Here is a 20,017-nt window from a genome sequence, read left to right as displayed (position 1 = left end):
TCACAAACCGGTTCATCGATCAGCGTTCAACATGGTACCCGCCAGGGCCGCTACTGCAACGGATGGGGCAGCAAAAAGTCGTGCCACACGCGGGCGCACACTGCGCGTCACACACGAGCTGCAAATGCCGTCGTAAGCTCTTGATTTTCACGCGCCCAGCGGGAACCGGCGTCAAGGGTGGAACTCACCTTAAAAAGTAGATGTGCGACCGGTCCACGCCCTTATATGTCACTTCCTCAATCGCCTCTCGAAGCGCCGCCAGCTCAAGCCGGTCAACGTAATGGCGTGCCGATCCGCCCAAAGCGCGCCCTGTCAGCTTACGTGCAATTCGCTCGGAAATGTTGGGTGAACTGGAAATTGCCGTCTCGAAGGTCGAGCGGAACGTATAGCTGTCCTTGAACCGGCGGCCCGGATCGACCGCTTGGGCCAGCATCCGGTTGAACCGCCGCCGCTTGGGGGCCTCCGACGGCTTTAGCCTCAATTCAAAGTCCCATTCCGGGAATAATAGGCGCTGTCCGGATGCGCGCATGGTCCGGCAATACTCCAGGAAGCCCGCCTTGATGAGGTCGGAGTGGACCGGCACCCACCGGGCTGAGGCTGGGGTCTTCAGCTTGCGCTCCTCGAACGGCTCGAGCAGCAAGTGCGGAATGTCGTCGTCTTCTCGAACATCGGTCATCGGCAGATAGAGCTCGCTGGGGCGTGCGCCGGTGAAGAGCTCGAGCAGCGGCACCCAGAAATCGTCTCCGCGCTGTTCAAGCGCAGGAGCAGGCTTGAACACCGGGAGTGAAAGGATCGCGTTCAACTCCTCCACCGTGTAGGCGGGCCGAGCAACCCTGGTAAGCGCCCTACCCTCTGAAACGCCATCCGCCGGGTTGGAACTCAGATCGCCGCGCTTGACCGCGTCGCGGAACACAGCGCCGACGTGGCGAAGGCGGTCGCCAACGGTGTTGGGGTCGAGCGGCGGCCATTTGTCCGGATTAGCGCGCGCCAGCTCTACCTGACGCATAAACGGCAAGCCGCTCAGCTCCCGGCGTGAATTGGCGCGTGTGGGGTAGATCAGCAGGCATTCGTGATAACGCCACAGATCAGCTTTTGTGACCCGGTAAATCGGCGTGTTGGGGCCGACAACTTCACAGAACTCCGCCCAGGCGTCCCGTCGGCGTTCCACGGTTCGCTCGCGCGGCTCTGCGCGCTGCCAGCGCTCCATGAAGACATCGAGGTAAGCGCTGACGGATTTACGCCCGTCTGGAGATAGAGCGACGTTTGCGCCCGGCTCAACGCTGGACTGGACGTTCAATGCAGGTGACACGGGCAGCGGAGCATCCAGCCCCCTCGCCCGAGCGATCTTGGCATTCACAGCGTCGAGCAAGACTTCCTGCGCCATATGAAGAAGGCGCAGCCTGATGGGATTGTCACGCCCCACATCAAGCGTCTTGTCGAGCCGCTCCTGGATAAGATCAGCCAGCCAGCCAGCACTCGCTTCCAGGCTTTCGGGATCATCTGAGCGGAGAGCCGCGCCATAAGCGGCCATAGACTCAGCCCGCAAGAGAAATGATTTACCCGCGTCCACGACTTCGAGGCGCTGCTCGAGGTCTCGCTTCAGCTCGTCCTTGTAAACGGATCGCAGCAGCTCGGTAATCCGGTCATCCGTGTGGTTTCCACGCAGGAAGCCAAGCAGCTGCTCGTATTCAGAGATTCGCCGCGCCGCAGCGGCATTCGCCACGGTGGTGTCCTTAGTCCCGAGCGAACCGCCAATGAATTGCCGGAATCCCAACCCGTTCGTCTTGGGGAAGAAGCATTGAAGCTCCGGGGGTATGGGATAGCGCAGCTCGAGGTTTCCATCCGAGCGGGCATAGACGTAGGTCATGGACATGTAACGACGACGCATTTTCGGGCCTCACATAGTGCGAGGACCACCGCCACGGAGCCAACCAAACTGACCGTTGAAATCACCGTTGAAAACCCGCTCCGCACAAGCGCATAACCTATTGATTTTTAACGGGATAACACGCGTGGCAGGCCCTAGGGGAATCGAACCCCTCTTTCCAGGTTGAAAACCTGGCGTCCTAACCGATAGACGAAGGGCCCGCATCAACGCGAGAGCGGTTCTATATCCAAGGGGAATCCCGCACGCAAGCCCTGCAGGTAGTTTCTTGTGCAGCCCGGCACACTCCGGCCACGCTCAACCGGCTGGTGCCATATCTTCCAGATGCAGCTCTGCCTTGCGTCCGAAGCGATTATCTTCGGCCTTGATGCGCCCTGCCACATGCCATTTGCGGTCACGCCCGGTTGTCAGCGCGTCGCCGAGCGGCTTTCCAAGCGCCCGGAAGGCTATGCCCGACACCTGCGCGCCACTGTCCGCCTCGAAGGTGAAGCGCAGATGGCCGGTCCCCACCTCCTTCACAAAGCGGATATGCAGATCAGACAGGGCAAAGCGCGGTTCGGGATTGCCCATGCCAAAGGGCGCTGCCTGCTTTAGCGACTCGCCAAAATCAAAATCGACCGCAGCCGGGTGGACCACGCCATCAAGGCGCAGGGTGCGGGCTTCATCAGCTGCGGCCCATTCCGGCGCAAGCCGCTCGGTGAGGAAATCCCGGAAGGCATCAATACGGGCGGCCTCGACCGTCAGGCCTGCCGCCATAGCGTGTCCGCCGCCCTTTTCCAGCAGGCCAGCTTCGCGCGCCGCCAGTATCGCATTACCCAGATGCACGCCGGGACAGGAGCGCCCCGATCCCTTGCCGATACCGTTCTCCACCCCGATCACGATGGTGGGCCGGTTGAACTGGTCCTTGATGCGCCCGGCCGCGATGCCGATTACGCCGGGATGCCAACCCTCCCCGGCCAGCACGATTACCGGGCCGCTGGCGTCTATGCGCCCGGATTCGATCTCATCCAGCGCAGCCGTCAGCACACCATCCTCGATGGCCTTGCGTTCGGCATTCAGCCGGTCGAGTTCCAGCGCGATCTCGCGCACCCGCGCCGCGTCTTCACTGCCGAGCAGCTCCAGCCCCAGCCCCGCCACGCCCACGCGGCCGCCGGCATTGATGCGTGGTCCCAGCAGGAAGCCTGCATGATAGGGGCTCGCCGGTCCTGTGAGGCCGGAGACCTCTGCCAGCGCCGCCAGCCCGGCCTTCTGCCAGCCGCTCATCACTTTGAGGCCCTGCGTGACGATGGCGCGGTTTGGTCCCGTCAGTGGCACGACATCGCAGATCGTCCCCAGCGCCGCCAGATCGGTCATGGCGAGGATATCAGGTTCCTGACCGTTGAAGGCGCCCCTCGCCCGTCCCTCGCGATTGAGCGCTGCCAGAAAGACCAGCGTCACGCCTGCCGCCGCCATATGCCCGCAGCCTGAAGTGTCACCGGGCTGATTGGGGTTGACGAGCGCCAGCGCAGGCGGCGGTGGACCATCCATCAGATGGTGGTCGATCACCACAACCGGCAGGTCCATGCCAGCGGCGCTTTCCAGCGCGCCATGCGCGGCTGCGCCGCAATCGACCGTCACGACAAGACCCGCCCCAGCCGCCTTCAGGCTGGCGAAGGCTTCAGCTGAGGGGCCGTAGCCTTCCTCGATGCGGTCAGGCACATAGGTCAGCGCGTCCTGCCCTACCGCCCGCAGCCAGCGCACCAGCTGCGCGCCGGAGCTCGCCCCGTCGACATCATAGTCGGCAAAGACGGCGATGCGTGTGCCAGCCTCCACGGCGTCCCAGACGGCGCGCGCAGCGGCATCCATGCCTTTGAAGCTCGACGGATCGGGAAAGCTGTCACGCAGGCGCGGGGACAGGAAGCCGGGCGCATCATCAACGCTGATACCCCGCGACGCCATCAGGCGCGCCAGCGCGTCATTACATCCTGTGGCGCGCACAATCGCTGCCACCGCCTCATCTGGCGCGTCACTGAGCGCCCAGGCGCGCCCTGTTACCGATGCGGTGACGCCAAAGAGCGGTTCACGGCCAGCCATGCCCGGTTCAGCCGCCCTCCACGAAGCGCTGTGTGGTGATGATGCGGCGCGAGCGCGGTGCCGAGGACAGCAGAAGCGTCTGCGTTGTCACCGTACCGGGGCCATGCCGGACAGCATCAAGCAGCTGGCCGCCCGTCACGCCGCTGGCCACGAACAGGCAGTCTTTGGACGCCATCTCCGCGCCCGCATATTTGCGGTCGAGATCCTTGATGCCGGTCTTGGCGGCGCGCGCGCGCTCATCATCATTGCGGAAGAAGAGACGGCATTCGATCTGCCCGCCAAGGCAGCGCAATACGGCAGCAGAGAGCACGCCTTCCGGCGCGCCGCCCTGCCCGACATACATGTCTACATTCGTCGCCGGGTCTGCCGCTGCGATGATGGCGGCGACATCGCCATCGGGGATCAGCACGACGCGTGCACCCGCAGCGCGGACACCATCAATGATCGACTGGTGGCGTTCACGCTCCAGCACGCAGACGGTGACTTCTGACACCGGGACGCCTTTGGCTTTGGCTACCGCAGCGACGTTCTCGCCCACCGGCCGGTCCAGATTGATGACGCCCTCAGGCAGGCCCGGCCCGACCGCAATCTTGTCCATATAGGTGTCGGGCGCATGCAGGAGGCCGCCACGCGGAGCCAGTGCCAGCAGGGTCAGCGCTTCGGGCTTGCCGCCAGCGGTCAGCGAGGTGCCTTCCAGCGGATCGAGCGCGATATCGATCTCAGGGCCTTCGCCGGTACCGACCTCTTCGCCGATATAGAGCATTGGCGCTTCATCGCGCTCGCCTTCACCGATCACGATACGCCCGCGCATGGGCATGTCATTGAAGGCTTTGCGCATGGCGTCCACCGCGGCCTGATCGGCGGCGATCTTGTCGCCACGCCCGGCCAGCCGGGCAGCCGCAATAGCGGCGCGTTCAGCGGCCTCAACGGCGCCAAGGGCGAGATTGGTCAGGGACTGCGAGGTCATTGAACGGAGATTCCTTGTATGGAGGTAAAATCGATCGGGCGGCGCGCTCAGTTGCGGCGCGCCGGTGGTGCAGGCGGGGTCGCGCGCTCGCGGGCCTGCTGGCCGTAAAGCAGTGGGTCAACAGGCGGCAGCTCAAGCAATTGCGCGCGGGACATAACGATATCGCGGGTATCGGCCAGCTCGCGCGCGGCAGATGCCATCCGCCAGCTTTCCACTTGCGGGCGCGGAATTTCCGGCACGTAGGCCGGCGGCTCCCGGCCAGGGTCCTCGGCCATGCGTGCGCTGGCCCAGCCCTCCCCGGTGTCCGGCACGGTCATCAGCGTGCAACCGGAAAGCAGCGGGCCGCCAAGCGCCACGCTCATCAGCAAGGCAGTCAGGTTGCGCAAAACAGTTATCCTCCCGAAGGGATTGGACGGATCACACGCTTTCTATACGCTTCGCTTCATCAGTGTCACGCCCTACCGGAAGTGCTGTCTGTCATGGCCGAGAAGAAAACCGCTCCCAAACGCAAGAAAGCCGCATCATCGGATAAGAAACCGGCGGCAAAAAAAGCGGCCGTAAAGCGCGCGCGCACGCCTGAACAGGACGCGGTAAAGCCAGCGCCGGCTGGCAGCGCGTCCACGCCGGAGACGCCCTTCCCCAGCCTGCCTGCGGCGGATCTGGAGACGCTGGAAACCATCTCGCGCAATGTCATGCAGTCGGCCCTGAAAAGCCAGAAGCTGATGGCCGACATGATGCGCCGTTCGCTGGACGGCGATCCGGCCCTGCAACCGCAGGCTGATCCGCTGCACGCGTCGCCAGAACTGGCAAAGACCTGGGAGAACGTGCTGGGCGATCCTGAATTGCTGCTGCAGGCGCAGTCAGACCTCTATCGCGGTTATCTGGATTTGTGGTCCGGCGCGACGAAAAAAATGATGGGTGAAGAAGCCCCGCCCGTCATCGAGCCGGAAAAGGGCGACAAGCGCTGGCGCTCTGCAGAGTGGACCGAGCATCCCATGTTCGACGCCATGCGCCAGTCCTATCTGCTAAACCAGCGCTTCCTTTTGAGCCTCGTCAATAATGCCAGGGGCATAGACGAAGAGACGCGGCGCAAGGTGAATTTCGTCACCCGCCAGATGATCGACGCCATGTCGCCGACCAATTTCGCCCTGACCAATCCGGATGTGCTCAAAGCCACGTTCGAGACGAAGGGCGAGAACCTGTCACGCGGGCTGATGAATCTGGTCAATGACCTTGAACGCGGCAATGGCCGCCTCGCCCTCACCCAGACAGACATGGACGGCTTCGAGGTCGGCAAGGATCTGGCGGCGACGCCGGGCGATGTCATCTACCGCAATGGCGTGATGGAGCTGATCCAGTATGCGCCCGCGACCGATACCGTGCGCCAGCGCCCGATCCTGATCGCACCGCCCTGGATCAACAAATTCTACATCATGGACATGCGCCCGCAGGGCTCGCTGATCCGCTGGCTGACTGAGCAGGGCTTCACCGTCTTCCTGATCTCCTGGGTCAATCCCGATCAGTCGATGAAGGACGCGACCTTCGAGGACTATATCCGCCAGGGCCTGTTTCAGGCGCTGGAATGCGTGGAGCAAGCCACTGGCGAGCGGCAGGTGGACGCTATCGGCTATTGCATTGGCGGCACGATGCTGGGCAGCGCGCTCGCCCTGATGGCGGCCGAGAATGATGACCGCATCGCCTCGGCCACCTTCTTTGCCGCGCAGCTGGATTTCGAGCTGGCCGGCGAGCTTCTCGTCTTCATCGATGATGAGTGGTTCAAGGAGATTGGCCGGCTGATGGATGTGCAGGGCGGCGTGCTGGACGGGCGCACCATGGCCGACACGTTCAACATGCTGCGGGCAAACGATCTGGTCTGGTCCTTCGTCATCAACAACTACCTGCTCGGCAAGACGCCGCAGGCTTTCGACCTTCTCTACTGGAATGCCGACCAGACGCGCATGCCCAAGACCTTGCACCTCTACTATCTGGAGAAGTTCTACAAGAACAACGCATTATCCAAGGGCGAGCTGGAGCTGGGCGGCCACAGGCTGGACCTGAAGAAGGTGAAAATCCCGGTCTTCATGCAGGCCAGCAAGGAAGACCATATCGCCCCGGCGGACTCGGTTTACCGCTCCGCGCGCCTGTTTGGCGGCAAGACGCAATACATGATGGCGGGCTCCGGCCATATCGCGGGCGTGGTCAATCACCCCGATGCGAACAAATACCAGCACTGGACCAATGAGGCCCTGCCGGAGAGCCGCGAAGACTGGCTGGCAGGAGCCAAGGAGCATCCCGGCTCCTGGTGGCCGCACTGGAAGGCGTGGCTGCTCTCAATGAACGACACGCAGGTGCCTGCGAGGAAGCCGGGCGGGGGCAAGCTCAAGCCTCTATGCCCGGCACCGGGCGAATATGTGAAGGTGCGGAGTTAGGGAGCGCTCAGTCTGGACAAGACCCAACGCCTTTTCGCGATCATCGACTCTCTGCGCCGCCACCGCTTTCCGGTAACGGCTGCTGTTCTCGCCGAAGAACAAGAGGTGTCCGTCCGTACACTTTACCGCGACATTCAAACACTTATCACCCTGGGGGCGCCTATCGATGGCGAGGCTGGCCTCGGCTATGTTCTCCGACCCGGATTTTTTCTTCCGCCCCTCATGTTCGATCCGGTGGAACTGGAAGCGTTGGTGCTTGGCGCACGCTGGATAGAGGCTCAGCCCGACAACGAGCTCAGTGCCGCCGCCCGCAACGCACTAGGAAAAATTGCGGCAGCTTCACCGCAAGACTTGCGCGACCGGATGGCTGATACAGGACTCTGGCCCATCAGCGTCCCGTCTTCCCAGCCACCCACTGATCTGCTTGGTCTAGTCAGAAAGTCGATGCGCGCCGAGCTCGCCCTGGCAATCGACTATGAGGACGCATCCGGCCAGTCAAGCAGCCGGACTATCTGGCCTGTCCAGCTAGCCTATTATGAGTCCAAACAGATTATTGCGGCATGGTGTGTCTTACGGGGAGGCTTCCGGCACTTCAGGACCGACCGGATCAGCGCAATACGTCTCGAAAGCGAGCGCTTTGGCAGGCGCCGGAGCGATCTGGCACGGCAATGGCGCGAGGAATGGCTGTTACCGCGACAGGAAGATGCCTCCTGACAGGATATGACACTGCGTGCCGCCACAACTCCTTTCAGGCAACACGAAAGGAGATTGAGATGTCTGTCACCCCGTTTCGCATTGAGATCGCGCAAGAGCAGATCACGGACCTGCACGAACGGCTTGCGATGGCCCGCTGGCCCCATTCGCTGGACGATTGCTGGGAGAGCGGCCAGCCAGTCAGCCATGTTAAAGCCTTGGCCGATCATTGGCTCAACCGGTTTGACTGGCGTGAACAGGAAGCGGCGCTGAATGCGCTCCCGCATTTCCTGACCAAAATTGATGGCCAGACTATCCACTTCGTACACATAAGGTCGCCTGAGCCAGACTCGATGCCATTGCTACTTCTGCATGGCTGGCCGGGCACTTTCGCCGAATTCCTCGACATTTCGGACATGTTGAGCAACCCGCGCCAGCACGGAAACACCGCCGGGCCTGTCTTTGATCTCGTCATTCCGTCCCTGCCTGGCTTCGGCTTTTCAACACCACTGAGTGGGCCGGGCTGGGATGCGGCAAAAATCGGCGTGGCAATGGACGCGCTGATGCGTGAGCTTGGATACCAGCGCTATGGCGTTCACGGCAGCGATGTAGGTGCTTTGGTTGCCCGCGAGATGGGCGTTGCCGCGCCACACGGTCTTGCTGGCATACACCTTCAGCAAATCTTTGCCTTTCCGGACGGCACCCAGGGCGAAATGGACAATCTAACGCCATTCGAGATCGAGGGGTTCACGATCCTCGACCGCTTCCAGAAATACGCCGCCTACAATGACGTCCAGTCCAAGCGTCCGCTGACGCTGGCCTATGGGCTGACGGACTCGCCCACCGGGCTGCTGGCATGGAATGCCGAACTGTTCACCGGGTTCCTCGGCGAACACGCATACACGCTCGATCTGACGCGCTTCCTGACCCATGTGTCGATTTACTGGTTCACCGAAAGTTCGGATTCGGCTGCCCGCGTCTATCTGGAGAATGCCCGAACGGGTGCGGGCTACCGGGAAACGGCCAATCTCACACCGACGGGCGTGAGCGTATTTCCAGATGATTTTCGGTCCGTGAGAACTTTCGCTGAACGCAGCAATAATGTCGTCCACTGGACCGAAATGCCCCGTGGCGGCCATTTCGCCGCCAGTGAGGAGCCGCAGTTGCTGGCCGCGGACATACGCGCCTTCTTTGGCGCACTATAGTCTGCGACCGGCAAAGCCGGAGCCGGCCCCAAAACAAAAACGGGCGGCGCCATCTGGCACCGCCCGGTTCGTATGATCGGCATGGCTCCGCCGCAAGTGCGGAGAATAAGCCTTAGCGCTTCGAGAACTGGAAGCTGCGGCGGGCTTTCTTCTTGCCGTATTTCTTACGCTCGACCACGCGGCTGTCACGGGTCAGGAAGCCACCGGCTTTCAGCACACCGCGAAGCGCCGGCTCGTAATAGGTCAGCGCCTTGGAGATGCCGTGACGCACCGCACCGGCCTGGCCGGAGAGGCCGCCGCCAGTGACCGTGGCGTACACGTCATACTGGTCGACGCGCTCAGCCGTCTCGAACGGCTGGGCCAGCATCATGCGCAGCACCGGGCGGGCAAAATAGACTTCCTGCTCGCGGCCGTTGACGACGATCTTGCCGGCACCCGGCTTGATCCAGACGCGGGCGATGGCGTTCTTGCGCTTGCCGGTGGCATAGGCGCGGCCATGCTCGTCGATCTTCGGTTCAGCGACGACCGTGTCTTCGGTTTCGGTGACGACCGGAGCGTCGGCCTGCTTCATCGCCGATTTCAGGTCTTCAAGAGAGCGTGCTTGTTCGGCCATTATGCGCTCCGCACGTTTTTGGTGTTAAGGGACTTGAAGTCGACGACTTCCGGCTGCTGGGCCTCGTGCTTGTGCTCAGGGCCAGCATAAACGCGCAGTTTTCCAAACTGGGTGCGCGCCAGCGGGCTTTCCTTGGGCAGCATGCGCTTGACGGCGTTCTCCAGAACGCGCTCGGGGAACTTGCCCTCGATCAGCTTGCGCGGGCTGGTTTCCTTGATACCGCCCGGGTGGCCGGTGTGGCGGTAATAGCGCTTGTCTTCATACTTCTTGCCCGTGAAAATCACCTTGTCGGCATTGATGACCACAACGTGGTCGCCACAATCGGTGTGCGGGGTAAAGTCGGGACGGTGCTTGCCGCGCAGACGGGTCGCGATATAGGCCGCAAGACGGCCGACAACGGCCCCTTCGGCATCAATCACAACCCATTTGTGTTCAACGTCTGCGGGCTTGGCGGAGAAGGTCTTCATCGCGTGGGCCTTGAAACTGGACAGCGAAGCCGGAACCGCCCGGCCTCTCATGGGATGCGGGCTGTTACGCCTGCCAACGGTTGGTGTCAACACCGTCTGTGAAAAACGCTGAAATTCAGGGCGATAGCAATGCGGTATATAATTACCGCATATTATTGCGCACCCGCAGCAGACGTTTGGCGGCGCACTGTCATGCGCCCGACAAATCACCTATAGATTATCATCGCTCCGCCTATCAGCCCGTCAGTCTGGAGAAGAGCCATGCCCCTTTCGCGCCGCCGGTTTCTTGGCACAGCCGCCGCCACTGCGACCGCCTTTGCCGGGCTTGCCGCGCTGACAGGCTGTAGTGGCGCAGGCGAGCGTAATTACCTCAACCAGGTGCGCGGCTATGGCCCGCTGCGGCGGGATGGGCGCGGATTGTTCGATCTGCCGGCCGGCTTTTCCTACACCAGCTTTTCTGAAACCGGGCAGACGATGGATGACGGGCTGCTGGTACCCGGTGACCATGATGGCATGGCCTGTTTTGCGGGTCCCGATACGGACAGCGTGATCCTTGTACGCAATCACGAGCTCAATCCCGGCGAGGTGGAGAAATCACCCTTCGGGGCCGACCACAACCTGCTCGACCGGATCGATCCGTCCTATCTCTATGACACCCTGCCCGGCGGCGAGCCGCATCTGGGTGGCACCACGACCGTCCACTACAATCTGCGCCGCCGCCGCGTGGAGCGCGAGTTCCTGTCGCTCGCCGGCACGGTGAATAACTGCGCAGGCGGGCCGACGCCGTGGGGCAGCTGGATCAGCTGCGAGGAAACCCTGATGCAGCAGGGCAGCGTGGCGCGCCTCGACCATGGATGGAATTTCGAGGTTCCGGCATCGGCCACAACGCTGGTTGAACCGATAGCGCTGCGCGGGATGGGCCGTTTCCGCCACGAGGCCGTCGCCGTCGATCCGGCCACCGGCATTGCCTATCAGACCGAGGATGCGGAACCGGGCCTGTTCACCCGCTTCATTCCCGAGCGCCGGGGAGAGTTCTGGCGTGGAGGAAAGCTGCAGGCTCTGGCCATTCGCGGGCGGCCCGGCGCCGATACCCGCAACTGGGAGGACAGCGCCAATCCCATTCCCGTCAGCGAGACGCTGGATGTGGTCTGGGTCGACCTTGAAGCCATCCATAATCCGGAGAATGATCTTGCCGCGCGGTCCATCGCTGCGGGAGCGGCGAATTTCACGCGCGGGGAAGGTGCCTGGTTTGGCGAAGGCGAGCTCTATTTCTGCTGTACCGATGGCGGTCCGGCCCAGATCGGCCAGATCTGGCGCTACCGCCCCAGCCCCTATGAAGGCACGCCGCGCGAGCGTGATGAACCGGGTCAGCTGACATTGTTTGTGGAATCCACCGATGCGCGCCTGCTCGAGAAATGCGACAACATCACGATTGCGCCTTGGGGCGACCTCATTGTTGTCGAGGATGGCGACGGCGAACAATTCATCCGCGGGGTCACCCCGGACGGACAGCTCTACACGATCGGCCGCAACGCGGCTCCTGATACAGATGGCGAATACAGCGAGATAACAGGCCCATGCTTTTCACCCGACGGAACGACGCTTTTCTTCAACGTGCAAAAGGGGCCGGGGCGCACTTTCGCCGTACGCGGACCTTGGGAGCGGCGCTCGCTAGCCTCTGTCTAGCGGCTACCCTCAGCGCGTGCGAAGAGCCACCGGTCACGGAAGACCGCGAGCGCGCCGAGACGACGGCCAATATCCGCGCGGTTCCGGTCACGGGGATGACGCAGGAGACCAGCTCCGCCGATCACATCGCGCTGCTGCCCAATGGCGAGGCGCGCGATGCGGGCCTTATCATCGCGGCCGTGCGCGGTGGCGGGTTTGACGCCTTCAACGATTTTGGCGAGCGCGTCTTCCAGACGGCTGGCCCGGCCCTGACCAGCCTGGCCGCCGTACCGGCGTTTGACATGCGCGGAACCACGCTCTCACTGCTGTTTGGCAGCGATGCCGACCGGCTGGTGCGCGGCTTCATCGTTCTGCCGGGCATGCAGGCCATCGAGCCGCTGCCGCTCGATGTTGCCAGTGTCAGCGATCCGGTCGAGGGGGTCTGCCTCTACCGGCGCGGGACCGGGTTTGTCGAACTTGCCCTTTTGCACGCCAACCGGCGCGCCACCGTATGGCGGATGATGGATACGGGCGGAGAACGCCTGACGCTCAACCGCACCGCCGAAATCGCCCTGCCCTTCACCGCAGAGCGCTGCGCAGGCGTAGATGGCGACATCATCATCGGCAGCTCAACCGGTGGTCTGGCCCGCATTGACTCCGCAGGTTCGGTACGCGCCGATGCCGATGGCCTATCGGTACTGCACTTTGCCTATACCGAGCTTTATGGCCGCCCTGTCGTACTGGTTCCGCTGGCCGCAGAAGGCGTGGTCGGCGTGTTTGACGCGCGCACGCTGGAAGAGATTTCCGCCATTGAAGTGCGCAGCGAAATGTCGATTGCCGGGCTGCAGCGCCCCGGCGCGCTCACCGTCACCGACCTGCCGTTCAGCGGCATGGGCTTTTCCAATGGCCTCGCCGCCATTCACGATGGCGAAGATGGCCGGATCAAGCTGGTGACGCGCGACGTGCTGGGCCGGGCGGTCACCGCGCCGGAATAGTCTGCGTCCTCGCCGTCAGCCAGGCGGTGAAGCCTGCCATCAGGAAGAGCGTGATCGCGCCTGCTTGGTGGGCGAGCGACAGGCCGAGCGGCGAAGCAGAGACCAGCGTCCAGATGCCCAGCGCCACCTGCCCGGCGATCAGCACGGGCAGGATGGTTCCTGCGCGGCGTAAATCCTCAGCGCCGGTGCGCCACAACCGGAAAGCCAGCACGCCCCCCAGAATGGCCAGAGCGTATCCCACCCAGCGGTGCTGGAACTGCACCGCTGGCAGGCTTTCAAACACGGCGCGCCAGATGGGCAGGCCGGAGAGATAGTCTTCCGGGATCAGCTGGCCTTCAAAGCCCGGCCAGGTGGTGAAGATGCGCCCTGCCCCGGTGCCCGCCACCAGCGCGCCGAGCGCAATCTGGAACAGGACCGCGCCCCAGAACACGCTCGCGAGCGTGAACAGCTTTCCGCGCTGAAGGATGCGCGTCTTGCCGTAGCGCAGCTCCAGCGCCGTCCACAGTGTCAGGCCCAGAATGGCGAATGCCATGATGAGGTGGGTGGCTAGCCGGTACTGGCTGACCGAGACGCGCTCTGTCAGCCCGGAGGCGACCATCCACCAGCCAATCGCGCCTTGCAGCCCGCCGAGCGCAAACAGCACCCATAGCCGCGTCTGCAGGCGCTGCGGCACGCGCCGGGTGAACAGGAAGAAGGCGAAGGGCAGCGCAAACGCAAATCCGAGGACGCGGCCAAGCTGGCGATGGCCCCATTCCCACCAGTAGATGAACTGGAATTCCTCCATGCTCATCCCGCGGTTCTGCAGCTGGTATTGGGGAATCTGCCGGTACTTCTCCAGCTCCTCCTGCCAGCCCTGCTCGGTCATGGGCGGGATGGCGCCGGTAACAGGCCGCCATTCCGTGATGGAGAGGCCGGAGCCCGTCAGCCGCGTTGCCCCGCCGACCACGATCATCGCGATGACCAGCGCGGCAATGACCACCAGCCACCAGAACATGGCGCGGCTGGTGCCTTCCTGCGTGAAGGGGCGTGGCAGTGCGGTGTGGGCGGACATGGGCGGCCTCTGATCGGTAAGCATTGGGCAGCTACTTATCGTGTTGGCGGCGTCCTGCAAGCGATGCGCGCGCATTCGCCGCGCTGCCTGCTCACAGCCAAGCGCAAATCGGGGCTGGCGTCACGCGCAGCCTCAGCCTAACCTTGACGTAAACGTAAACGGGAGGAGACCTCGAATGTCCCTTGAAACATTCCGCAAAGAGACCCGCGACTGGCTGGAGGCGAACTGCCCGCCGGGCATGCGCATCCCCGCCAAGGGCGAGGCTGATATCTGCTGGGGCGGGCGCGACTGGATCTTTGCCAGCGACGATCAGCGCATCTGGCTGGAGCGCATGGCGGAGCGCGGCTGGACCGTGCCGACATGGCCCAAGGAATACGGCGGCGGCGGTCTTTCGAAAGAAGAAGGCTTCGTCCTGAAGGAAGAGATGAAGGCCATGAAGGCCCGCTCCCCGCTGGACAGTTTCGGCATCTGGATGCTTGGCCCGGCTTTGCTCAAATACGGCAGCGAAGAGCAGAAGCGCGAGCACCTGCCGAAAATCGCGCGCGGCGAAATCCGCTGGTGTCAGGGCTATTCAGAGCCGGGCGCAGGCTCGGACCTTGCCAGCCTTCGTACCAAGGGCGTGCTGGATGGCGATGAGTACGTCATCAACGGCCAGAAGGTGTGGACCTCCTACGCCGACAAGTCCGACTGGATTTTCGCGCTGGTGCGCACCGAGGCCGATGCGCCCAAGCACTTAGGCATTTCCTTCATCCTGATCGACATGGATACGCCCGGCGTCTCCACCAAGCCCATCAAGCTGATCTCCGGCAAATCGCCCTTCTGCGAGACCTTCTTTGACGATGCGCGCGCGCCGGTCAGCCATGTGGTTGGCAAGCCGGGTCAGGGCTGGGACATCGCCAAATACCTCCTGAGCCACGAGCGCGCGGGTATCGTCTCTGACGCCGTCTCCGGTGGTCTCAATCCGGTGGGCGCGGCCCATCTGGCGGGCGAAGTCGACGAAAAGGGCCAAATCGCCGATCCGATCCTGCGCGGCGATGTCGCGCGCCTGACCATCGATGCGCTGGCGTTTGAAGCCACGCTGCGCCGCGTGAAGGACGAGGCCGACAAGGGCGAAGGCGTCGGCGCGAAAGCCTCGATCCTGAAATATGTTGGTACCGAGCTGAACAAGCGCCGCCATGAGCTGAACATGTCTGCGCTCGGCTCTGATGGCCTGCTTTGGGAAGGCGAGAAGGAAGAGGATGGCGAGGCCGCCCGCTCCTGGCTTCGCAGCCGCGCCAACTCCATCGAGGGCGGCACCAGCGAGATCCAGCTCAATATCGTCGCCAAGCGCGTGCTTGAGCTTCCCGGCACCTGATTTCAAGAAGGCATTTTATCCATGAGCTTTGTCCTGAACGAAGAAGAGCAGATGCTGCGTGACAGCGCACGCAGCTTCCTCACCGAAATCGCGCCCGTCACCGCCTTCCGCAAGCTGCGCGACGAGAACAACCCGGACGGCTTCTCGCGCGATCTGTGGGCCTCCATGGCGGAGATGGGCTGGACCGGCATTCTGGTCGAGGAAGACCATGGCGGGGCCGATTTCGGCGTGTTCGCCGCCGGCCTCCTCCTGCAGGAGATGGGCCGCACGCTCACCCCCTCCCCCTTCCTCTCCACCGCCGTGCTGGCTGCGACCACATTGCGGGTGGCAGGCAGCGACGCGCAGAAAGCCAAATGGCTGCCGAAAATCGTCTCCGGTGAAACCGTGATCGGCTTCGCCGTGGACGAGCGCGCACGCCACAATCCCGATTCCATCAACACGACCGCGAAAAAGCAGGGCAATGGGCTGGTGCTGAACGGCACCAAGCGCTTTGTCGCCAATGGCGCGGCGGCTGATGCCGTCATCGTCGTGGCTCGCAATGAGGAGGGCGCGCCCTGCCTGGTACTCGTCGACTGCAATCAGAAGGGCGTGACCCGCAAGGCCCGCCGTACGGTGGACAGCCATCTGCCCGCAGACTTCACCTTCGAGGACGTAGCGCTTGACGGTGATGCCCTGCTGGACGGCGCGGAGGATACTGAAGGCGCACTGAAACACATTCTCGATGTGGGCCGGGCCTGCGTGGCCGCCGAAAGCCTTGGCGTCGCCGAACAGGCATTCGATGTCACGATTGAGTACATCAAGGAGCGCGAGCAGTTCGGCGTGCCGATCGCGAGCTTTCAGGGGCTGCAGCACCGCGCCGCGCACTTGCTGTCGGAAATCGAGATGGCCCGTTCCATCGTGATGAAGGCGCTGCGCACGCTCGATGAAACGCCCTCGCAGGCACCCATCTGGGCGGCAGCGGCCAAGGCCAAGGCGACCGCCGTGTCGCGCCTTGCAGCTTCCGAAGGCATCCAGATGTTCGGCGGCGTCGGCATGACCGACGAGTACGATATCGGCCTCTACTACAAGCGAGCGCAGGCCGCCGGCGAGCTTCTCGGCGATGATGCCTGGGGCGCGGGCCAGGTGGCGAAACTTTCGGGGTATTAGGGGCAACAGCACTCGTCCGTCTGGTCATCCCAGAAAGCCCGTCAGGGCTTATATGGAACCTGGAACCCCTATGATTTCTGGGTCCCCCGTCGGGGCGGGGGACCCCGGTGATATATGACACCAAGCTCTCAACCGGGTTCCCGGGCTTGACCCGGGATCCAGCTTTTTTTCTTCCTGCACCGCCGTCTTCTCCGCGTTTCACCGGCGAACGCCGGTGTCCAGCTTTCTGGGCCCCGACTTGCGTCGGGGAGACGCCTGGGAGGGCTCCCGCCCCCGTTCCGCCACAATCGCCCCGGACGGTGTTAACCATGGACGGGCGGGAGCAAACTCAAGGCACGGACAACCCGCATGGCACGGGCGGGGCGATGGCCCGCGCGCTCCTGATCCTGGGCATTATCCTGTTTCCGCCGGGCATCATGCTGCCCCTCTTTGAGGCGCAGAGCCTCATCGTCTTCAAGGTCAGCTATTCCATTCTCGACACCATCGCTGCCCTGATCGGCGCGCGCGAGCCTGTGCTGGCCCTGCTGATCGCGACCTTCTCGCTCGGCACGCCGCTTTTGAAGGTGTCCATGCTGATCGCCATCCACCGCTTATCCCCCTCGCGCGTCAGCCCGGTGGCGATGCGCTGGATCGAACTGCTCGGCAAATGGTCCTTCACCGATGTGGTGGTCGTGGCGCTGGCTATCGTGATCTGGTCGAACGAGGCGCTCTCCACCGCGGCCAGCCAGCCGGGCCTGTGGTTCTTCGCCGCCAGCGCACTCAGCCTGATGCTGGCCTCCGGCGTGATGGCGCGGGACTTACGGGAGCGGGGAATGGTGGGAACGGCGGGCGGCTACGAATAGTGTCTACGGGAGACTTTGATGGATGAGACGACCGACCGCGCCAGAACAATTGGCTGGTTCCACCAACAGTGCATAGAGCTATGGCCGTGGGCGATTGAGAATGACGGCCTCGTCCTGCTCAATGCCAACGACAAGCTGGAACAAAGCCTAGCTGCTAAAATGGAACGTTGGCGTGACCCACAAGCCGAGGCCGACTACGAGGAGGCGAGGCTTTCATTTGAAATCGAACGTTTTCACTTCATCAGCACGATTGGTGAGGCAGCCGTTCGCCTGAAGTGGGCCTGCGCGACCTATCCGGAATTGGAACCCCATCTCCAGAAGGCAGCGCACCTGTTCACTGAGGGCCGCGAGCTACGCAATATGACCGTTCACGTGGATGAATACTTTGAAGGCCGTGGCCACCAACAAAGCCGGTTCGAGCGGTCAGACGTTATTCAGGGCGTAACCGCAGACGCGAGTTCAACGGTCATAAATGAACATGGACTGTGGCTCGGCGGTCGGTTCAATGTCCAGATCGCCATCAGCGAGGCTCGCGCGCTGCAGGTAATCTGCCAGGGCCTCATCGCGACCGGACCTCGAATTCCAAGCTAAGCCTGTGCGTCGCCACGACCAGAAAGCAACGCTGTAAACGCTACAGCCCATGGCAGTAAATGGGCCGAATATATAAATTAAATCAACATTATAAAGAGCAGGTGGCGACCCCGGCAGGATTCGAACCTGCGACCATTCGCTTAGAAGGCGAGCGCTCTATCCAGCTGAGCTACGGGGTCAATCACGCCTGCCGGGCCACCAGCAAAGCCAAGGTCAGTGTGACCAGGGCTCTTTACGGTCGGCAGCAAAGTTGGACGCGTAGGATTTGATGCGCCGCGTCGTCTCGCGCGCCTCGCGGATCTGGAAAGGAATGCCATAGCGCTTGGCATAGGCCACGGCCTCGTCGCGCGTATCAAAGGAAAGATGCACCTGACGGCGGGTATCGCCCGAGCCCGCCCAGCCCATCAGCGGATCGGGGCGCTTGGCCTGCGCGGGTTCAAACTCCAGCACCCAGGCCTTGGTCCGGGCGCGGCCCGATTGCATGGCATTTCGCGAAGGCTGATAGATACGTGCGAACATCCCTGCCTCTTTCCTCGCTCGTCCGGGCCAAGGCCCGGCCGTCAACAATGCTGGTCGGGGCGGCAAGATTCGAACTTGCGACCCTCTGCTCCCAAAGCAGATGCGCTACCAGGCTGCGCTACGCCCCGAATTTCGTGTGCATCGTTTAGGCAAAGCCGTGCGCACGCGCAAGGCCGGGACGCGCCCTACTCCTCAGCGGACTCTTCCGTGCCACCGTCAGAGCCTTCTGCGTCCGGCTCAGCAGCGTCCTCTGCGGCGTCTTCGCCAGCATCCACCTTTTCGGCGTCCACCATCGGCTCATCGGCCATATCGGTGCCGAACAGGGCGTGACGCACCAGATCGCCCGGCGCAATGCCGGTCTCCGCAGAGCGCCCGCCCGCGATCTCCAGCACGGCCAGAACCGGGAAGTCCGACGGCAAAGAGCGGCGCGAAAGCGGCTGTGCATTCGCAATGATCTTGGCAATCGTGCCGTCTTCGCGGATGAAGATAATGTCCAGCGGGATCAGCGTGTTGGCCATCCAGATGGCGACCGGCTGTACGACTTCAAAGTCAAACAGCATCGCCTCGTCCGGCTCCATGGATTCGCGGTACATCATGCCGCGCGCCCGCGCCGCATCGGTGGCGGCAATCTCGGCGATAAACTCGACCGGGCCTTCGGCCGTCTCGATGATGACCGGGTCCGGCCCGCCATATTCCACAACCGCGTCCGGCGCGGTGGGATCGGTCTGGGCATAAGCCGCAGCGAACAGGACAAGCGCGAGAAACGGCGCGGCGAAAAGGATGAAGCGTTGTATTGTCATGGCCGCACGCTAGCCAAGCGGCGCGCGGCGCGCAATCGCTCATGCAGCTTGGCGGGCGCTCATTGTGCAGTGCAAAATGCGGCTTGCCTCACGCGCTCAAGCCGTTATCACCTGCGCCAAACCCGCCTGCCCCGCACGGGCGCAAACAAGATCGAAGGCTCCCTGTCATGCGCATCGACCAGATTTCCGCCGGTATTAATCCGCCGACCGACATCAATGTCATCATCGAGGTTCCCGTCGGCGGCGAGCCGGTGAAGTATGAGATGGACAAGGCATCCGGCACGGTCTTCGTCGACCGCTTCCTGCACACGCCCATGCGCTATCCGTGCAATTACGGCTTCATGCCGCACACCCTGTCCGAAGATGGCGACCCGATTGATGTCATGGTGCTGGGCCAGACCACGCTGGTGCCGGGTTGTGTGGTGCGTGCGCGGCCCATCGGCGTGCTGATGATGGAAGATGAAAGCGGCATGGACGAGAAAATCCTCGCCTGCCCGCATCCCAAGCTCACCCCGCTCTATGACGACATCATGGAGTACACCGACGTCACCAAGGCGCAGATCATGCGCATCACCCACTTCTTCGAGCACTACAAGGATCTTGAACCCAATAAATGGGTGAAAATCCAGGGCTGGGCCGGCAAGGCCCGCGCGCAGGAACTCATCATGGACTCGCTGGAGCGGGTAAAGGGCTGACAAAGCGGTTTGCAGGCCTATTGACTA

At 62.9% G+C, this 20,017-nt stretch carries 19 protein-coding genes and 3 tRNA genes; 10 read left to right on the top strand and 12 right to left on the bottom strand.

Translation table 11 applies throughout. The features are described 5' to 3' along the window. Nucleotides 1–184 precede the first annotated feature (184 nt). The 5 genes from ACQ5ID_RS04055 to ACQ5ID_RS04035 all read right to left on the bottom strand — a co-directional run bounded on the left by ACQ5ID_RS04055 (nt 185) and on the right by ACQ5ID_RS04035 (nt 5,311). A complete protein-coding gene (locus tag ACQ5ID_RS04055) occupies nt 185–1,873 on the bottom strand; it encodes a hypothetical protein (RefSeq protein ID WP_429911194.1) in 1,689 nt (562 codons plus the stop codon). A gap of 140 nt (nt 1,874–2,013) precedes the next feature. Continuing rightward, nucleotides 2,014–2,088 (bottom strand) — tRNA-Glu (locus ACQ5ID_RS04050). A gap of 94 nt (nt 2,089–2,182) precedes the next feature. Continuing rightward, the gene (gene recJ, locus ACQ5ID_RS04045; protein WP_429911193.1) at nt 2,183–3,958 is read right to left on the bottom strand and encodes a single-stranded-DNA-specific exonuclease RecJ; all 1,776 of its coding nucleotides are present in this window, start codon (nt 3,956–3,958) and stop codon (nt 2,183–2,185) included. Nucleotides 3,959–3,965: 7 nt separating this feature from the next. Next, complete coding sequence (glpX, locus tag ACQ5ID_RS04040; RefSeq protein ID WP_429911192.1) at nt 3,966–4,925, bottom strand: class II fructose-bisphosphatase; 960 nt, start codon at nt 4,923–4,925, stop codon at nt 3,966–3,968. A 47-nt stretch (nt 4,926–4,972) separates the two neighbouring features. Continuing rightward, nucleotides 4,973–5,311, bottom strand: a complete 339-nt coding sequence (locus ACQ5ID_RS04035; protein WP_429911191.1) for a hypothetical protein — start codon at nt 5,309–5,311, stop codon at nt 4,973–4,975. Nucleotides 5,312–5,404: 93 nt separating this feature from the next. Here ACQ5ID_RS04035 and phaC point away from each other — a divergent pair, with 93 nt between their 5' ends. The 3 genes from phaC to ACQ5ID_RS04020 are packed head-to-tail and all read left to right on the top strand — an operon-like array spanning nt 5,405 to nt 9,252. Further along, complete coding sequence (gene phaC, locus ACQ5ID_RS04030) at nt 5,405–7,354, top strand: class I poly(R)-hydroxyalkanoic acid synthase (protein WP_429911190.1); 1,950 nt, start codon at nt 5,405–5,407, stop codon at nt 7,352–7,354. Nucleotides 7,355–7,366: 12 nt separating this feature from the next. Continuing rightward, entirely contained in the window at nt 7,367–8,068 is a 702-nt protein-coding gene (locus tag ACQ5ID_RS04025) for a helix-turn-helix transcriptional regulator (RefSeq protein WP_429911417.1), read from the top strand. A gap of 59 nt (nt 8,069–8,127) precedes the next feature. Continuing rightward, nucleotides 8,128–9,252, top strand: a complete 1,125-nt coding sequence (locus ACQ5ID_RS04020) for an epoxide hydrolase family protein (RefSeq protein WP_429911189.1) — start codon at nt 8,128–8,130, stop codon at nt 9,250–9,252. Nucleotides 9,253–9,364: 112 nt separating this feature from the next. On the opposite strand, the gene rpsI is transcribed toward ACQ5ID_RS04020, so the two are convergent. Both rpsI and rplM read right to left on the bottom strand, forming a co-directional pair. Then, nucleotides 9,365–9,865 (bottom strand): 30S ribosomal protein S9, encoded by a 501-nt coding sequence (rpsI, locus tag ACQ5ID_RS04015; protein ID WP_429911188.1) that lies wholly within the window; start codon nt 9,863–9,865, stop codon nt 9,365–9,367. Further along, the gene (rplM, locus tag ACQ5ID_RS04010) at nt 9,865–10,332 is read right to left on the bottom strand and encodes a 50S ribosomal protein L13 (RefSeq protein ID WP_429911187.1); all 468 of its coding nucleotides are present in this window, start codon (nt 10,330–10,332) and stop codon (nt 9,865–9,867) included. The genes rpsI and rplM overlap by 1 nt, the downstream gene beginning before the upstream one ends. A 261-nt stretch (nt 10,333–10,593) precedes the next feature. On the opposite strand from rplM, the gene ACQ5ID_RS04005 reads away from it, so the two are divergent. Further along, nucleotides 10,594–12,018, top strand: coding sequence for an alkaline phosphatase PhoX (locus ACQ5ID_RS04005; protein WP_429911186.1), 1,425 nt, complete (start codon nt 10,594–10,596; stop codon nt 12,016–12,018). 95 nt (nt 12,019–12,113) lie between these two features. Further along, nucleotides 12,114–12,992 carry a hypothetical protein gene (locus ACQ5ID_RS04000; protein WP_429911185.1) on the top strand — a complete coding sequence of 293 codons (879 nt, stop codon included), beginning with the start codon at nt 12,114–12,116 and terminating at the stop codon, nt 12,990–12,992. Here ACQ5ID_RS04000 and ACQ5ID_RS03995 read toward each other — a convergent pair. Further along, complete coding sequence (locus ACQ5ID_RS03995; RefSeq protein WP_429911184.1) at nt 12,976–14,043, bottom strand: COX15/CtaA family protein; 1,068 nt, start codon at nt 14,041–14,043, stop codon at nt 12,976–12,978. The two genes, ACQ5ID_RS04000 and ACQ5ID_RS03995, sit on opposite strands and share 17 nt — an antisense overlap. 175 nt (nt 14,044–14,218) lie before the next feature. Between ACQ5ID_RS03995 and ACQ5ID_RS03990 the strand changes: the two genes are divergently transcribed. From ACQ5ID_RS03990 to ACQ5ID_RS03975, 4 genes are all read left to right on the top strand, one after another. After that, nucleotides 14,219–15,397, top strand: coding sequence for an acyl-CoA dehydrogenase family protein (locus ACQ5ID_RS03990; protein ID WP_429911183.1), 1,179 nt, complete (start codon nt 14,219–14,221; stop codon nt 15,395–15,397). 21 nt (nt 15,398–15,418) lie between these two features. Beyond that, a complete protein-coding gene (locus ACQ5ID_RS03985) occupies nt 15,419–16,543 on the top strand; it encodes an acyl-CoA dehydrogenase family protein (protein WP_429911182.1) in 1,125 nt (374 codons plus the stop codon). Nucleotides 16,544–16,851: 308 nt separating this feature from the next. Then, nucleotides 16,852–17,385: a paraquat-inducible protein A gene (locus ACQ5ID_RS03980; protein ID WP_429911181.1), complete on the top strand. Its 534-nt coding sequence runs from the start codon at nt 16,852–16,854 to the stop codon at nt 17,383–17,385. Between the two features lie 18 nt (nt 17,386–17,403). After that, the gene (locus tag ACQ5ID_RS03975) at nt 17,404–17,976 is read left to right on the top strand and encodes a hypothetical protein (protein ID WP_429911180.1); all 573 of its coding nucleotides are present in this window, start codon (nt 17,404–17,406) and stop codon (nt 17,974–17,976) included. A gap of 102 nt (nt 17,977–18,078) precedes the next feature. Here ACQ5ID_RS03975 and ACQ5ID_RS03970 read toward each other — a convergent pair. The 4 genes from ACQ5ID_RS03970 to ACQ5ID_RS03955 form a co-directional block, all read right to left on the bottom strand. Continuing rightward, nucleotides 18,079–18,155: transfer RNA gene (locus ACQ5ID_RS03970), tRNA-Arg, on the bottom strand. Between the two features lie 34 nt (nt 18,156–18,189). Further along, nucleotides 18,190–18,495, bottom strand: a complete 306-nt coding sequence (locus ACQ5ID_RS03965; RefSeq protein ID WP_188451171.1) for an ETC complex I subunit — start codon at nt 18,493–18,495, stop codon at nt 18,190–18,192. Nucleotides 18,496–18,546: 51 nt separating this feature from the next. Then, nucleotides 18,547–18,623: transfer RNA gene (locus ACQ5ID_RS03960), tRNA-Pro, on the bottom strand. Nucleotides 18,624–18,680: 57 nt separating this feature from the next. Continuing rightward, the gene (locus ACQ5ID_RS03955; RefSeq protein WP_429911179.1) at nt 18,681–19,295 is read right to left on the bottom strand and encodes a DUF192 domain-containing protein; all 615 of its coding nucleotides are present in this window, start codon (nt 19,293–19,295) and stop codon (nt 18,681–18,683) included. A gap of 167 nt (nt 19,296–19,462) precedes the next feature. Between ACQ5ID_RS03955 and ppa the strand changes: the two genes are divergently transcribed. Continuing rightward, nucleotides 19,463–19,990: an inorganic diphosphatase gene (gene ppa, locus ACQ5ID_RS03950; RefSeq protein WP_429911178.1), complete on the top strand. Its 528-nt coding sequence runs from the start codon at nt 19,463–19,465 to the stop codon at nt 19,988–19,990. Nucleotides 19,991–20,017: the final 27 nt, after the last annotated feature.

The organism is Glycocaulis sp. (assembly GCF_050485565.1).
Classification (GTDB): Bacteria; Pseudomonadota; Alphaproteobacteria; order Caulobacterales; family Maricaulaceae; genus Glycocaulis.
The sequence above is the reverse complement of the archived record's forward strand: the minus strand, read 5'-3'. Positions and strand labels throughout refer to the sequence as shown.

Bases quoted from the DNA above. Each gene is read 5' to 3' on its own strand.
- ACQ5ID_RS04055 (WP_429911194.1), bottom strand. From the start codon at position 1,873: ATGTCCATGACCTACGTCTATGCCCGCTCGGATGGAAACCTCGAGCTG.
- recJ (WP_429911193.1), bottom strand. From the start codon at position 3,958: ATGGCTGGCCGTGAACCGCTCTTTGGCGTCACCGCATCGGTAACAGGG.
- glpX (WP_429911192.1), bottom strand. From the start codon at position 4,925: ATGACCTCGCAGTCCCTGACCAATCTCGCCCTTGGCGCCGTTGAGGCC.
- phaC (WP_429911190.1), top strand. From the start codon at position 5,405: ATGGCCGAGAAGAAAACCGCTCCCAAACGCAAGAAAGCCGCATCATCG.
- ACQ5ID_RS04020 (WP_429911189.1), top strand. From the start codon at position 8,128: ATGTCTGTCACCCCGTTTCGCATTGAGATCGCGCAAGAGCAGATCACG.
- rpsI (WP_429911188.1), bottom strand. From the start codon at position 9,865: ATGGCCGAACAAGCACGCTCTCTTGAAGACCTGAAATCGGCGATGAAG.
- rplM (WP_429911187.1), bottom strand. From the start codon at position 10,332: ATGAAGACCTTCTCCGCCAAGCCCGCAGACGTTGAACACAAATGGGTT.
- ACQ5ID_RS04005 (WP_429911186.1), top strand. From the start codon at position 10,594: ATGCCCCTTTCGCGCCGCCGGTTTCTTGGCACAGCCGCCGCCACTGCG.
- ACQ5ID_RS04000 (WP_429911185.1), top strand. From the start codon at position 12,114: ATGACGCAGGAGACCAGCTCCGCCGATCACATCGCGCTGCTGCCCAAT.
- ACQ5ID_RS03995 (WP_429911184.1), bottom strand. From the start codon at position 14,043: ATGTCCGCCCACACCGCACTGCCACGCCCCTTCACGCAGGAAGGCACC.
- ACQ5ID_RS03990 (WP_429911183.1), top strand. From the start codon at position 14,219: ATGTCCCTTGAAACATTCCGCAAAGAGACCCGCGACTGGCTGGAGGCG.
- ACQ5ID_RS03985 (WP_429911182.1), top strand. From the start codon at position 15,419: ATGAGCTTTGTCCTGAACGAAGAAGAGCAGATGCTGCGTGACAGCGCA.
- ACQ5ID_RS03980 (WP_429911181.1), top strand. From the start codon at position 16,852: ATGGACGGGCGGGAGCAAACTCAAGGCACGGACAACCCGCATGGCACG.
- ACQ5ID_RS03975 (WP_429911180.1), top strand. From the start codon at position 17,404: ATGGATGAGACGACCGACCGCGCCAGAACAATTGGCTGGTTCCACCAA.
- ACQ5ID_RS03965 (WP_188451171.1), bottom strand. From the start codon at position 18,495: ATGTTCGCACGTATCTATCAGCCTTCGCGAAATGCCATGCAATCGGGC.
- ACQ5ID_RS03955 (WP_429911179.1), bottom strand. From the start codon at position 19,295: ATGACAATACAACGCTTCATCCTTTTCGCCGCGCCGTTTCTCGCGCTT.
- ppa (WP_429911178.1), top strand. From the start codon at position 19,463: ATGCGCATCGACCAGATTTCCGCCGGTATTAATCCGCCGACCGACATC.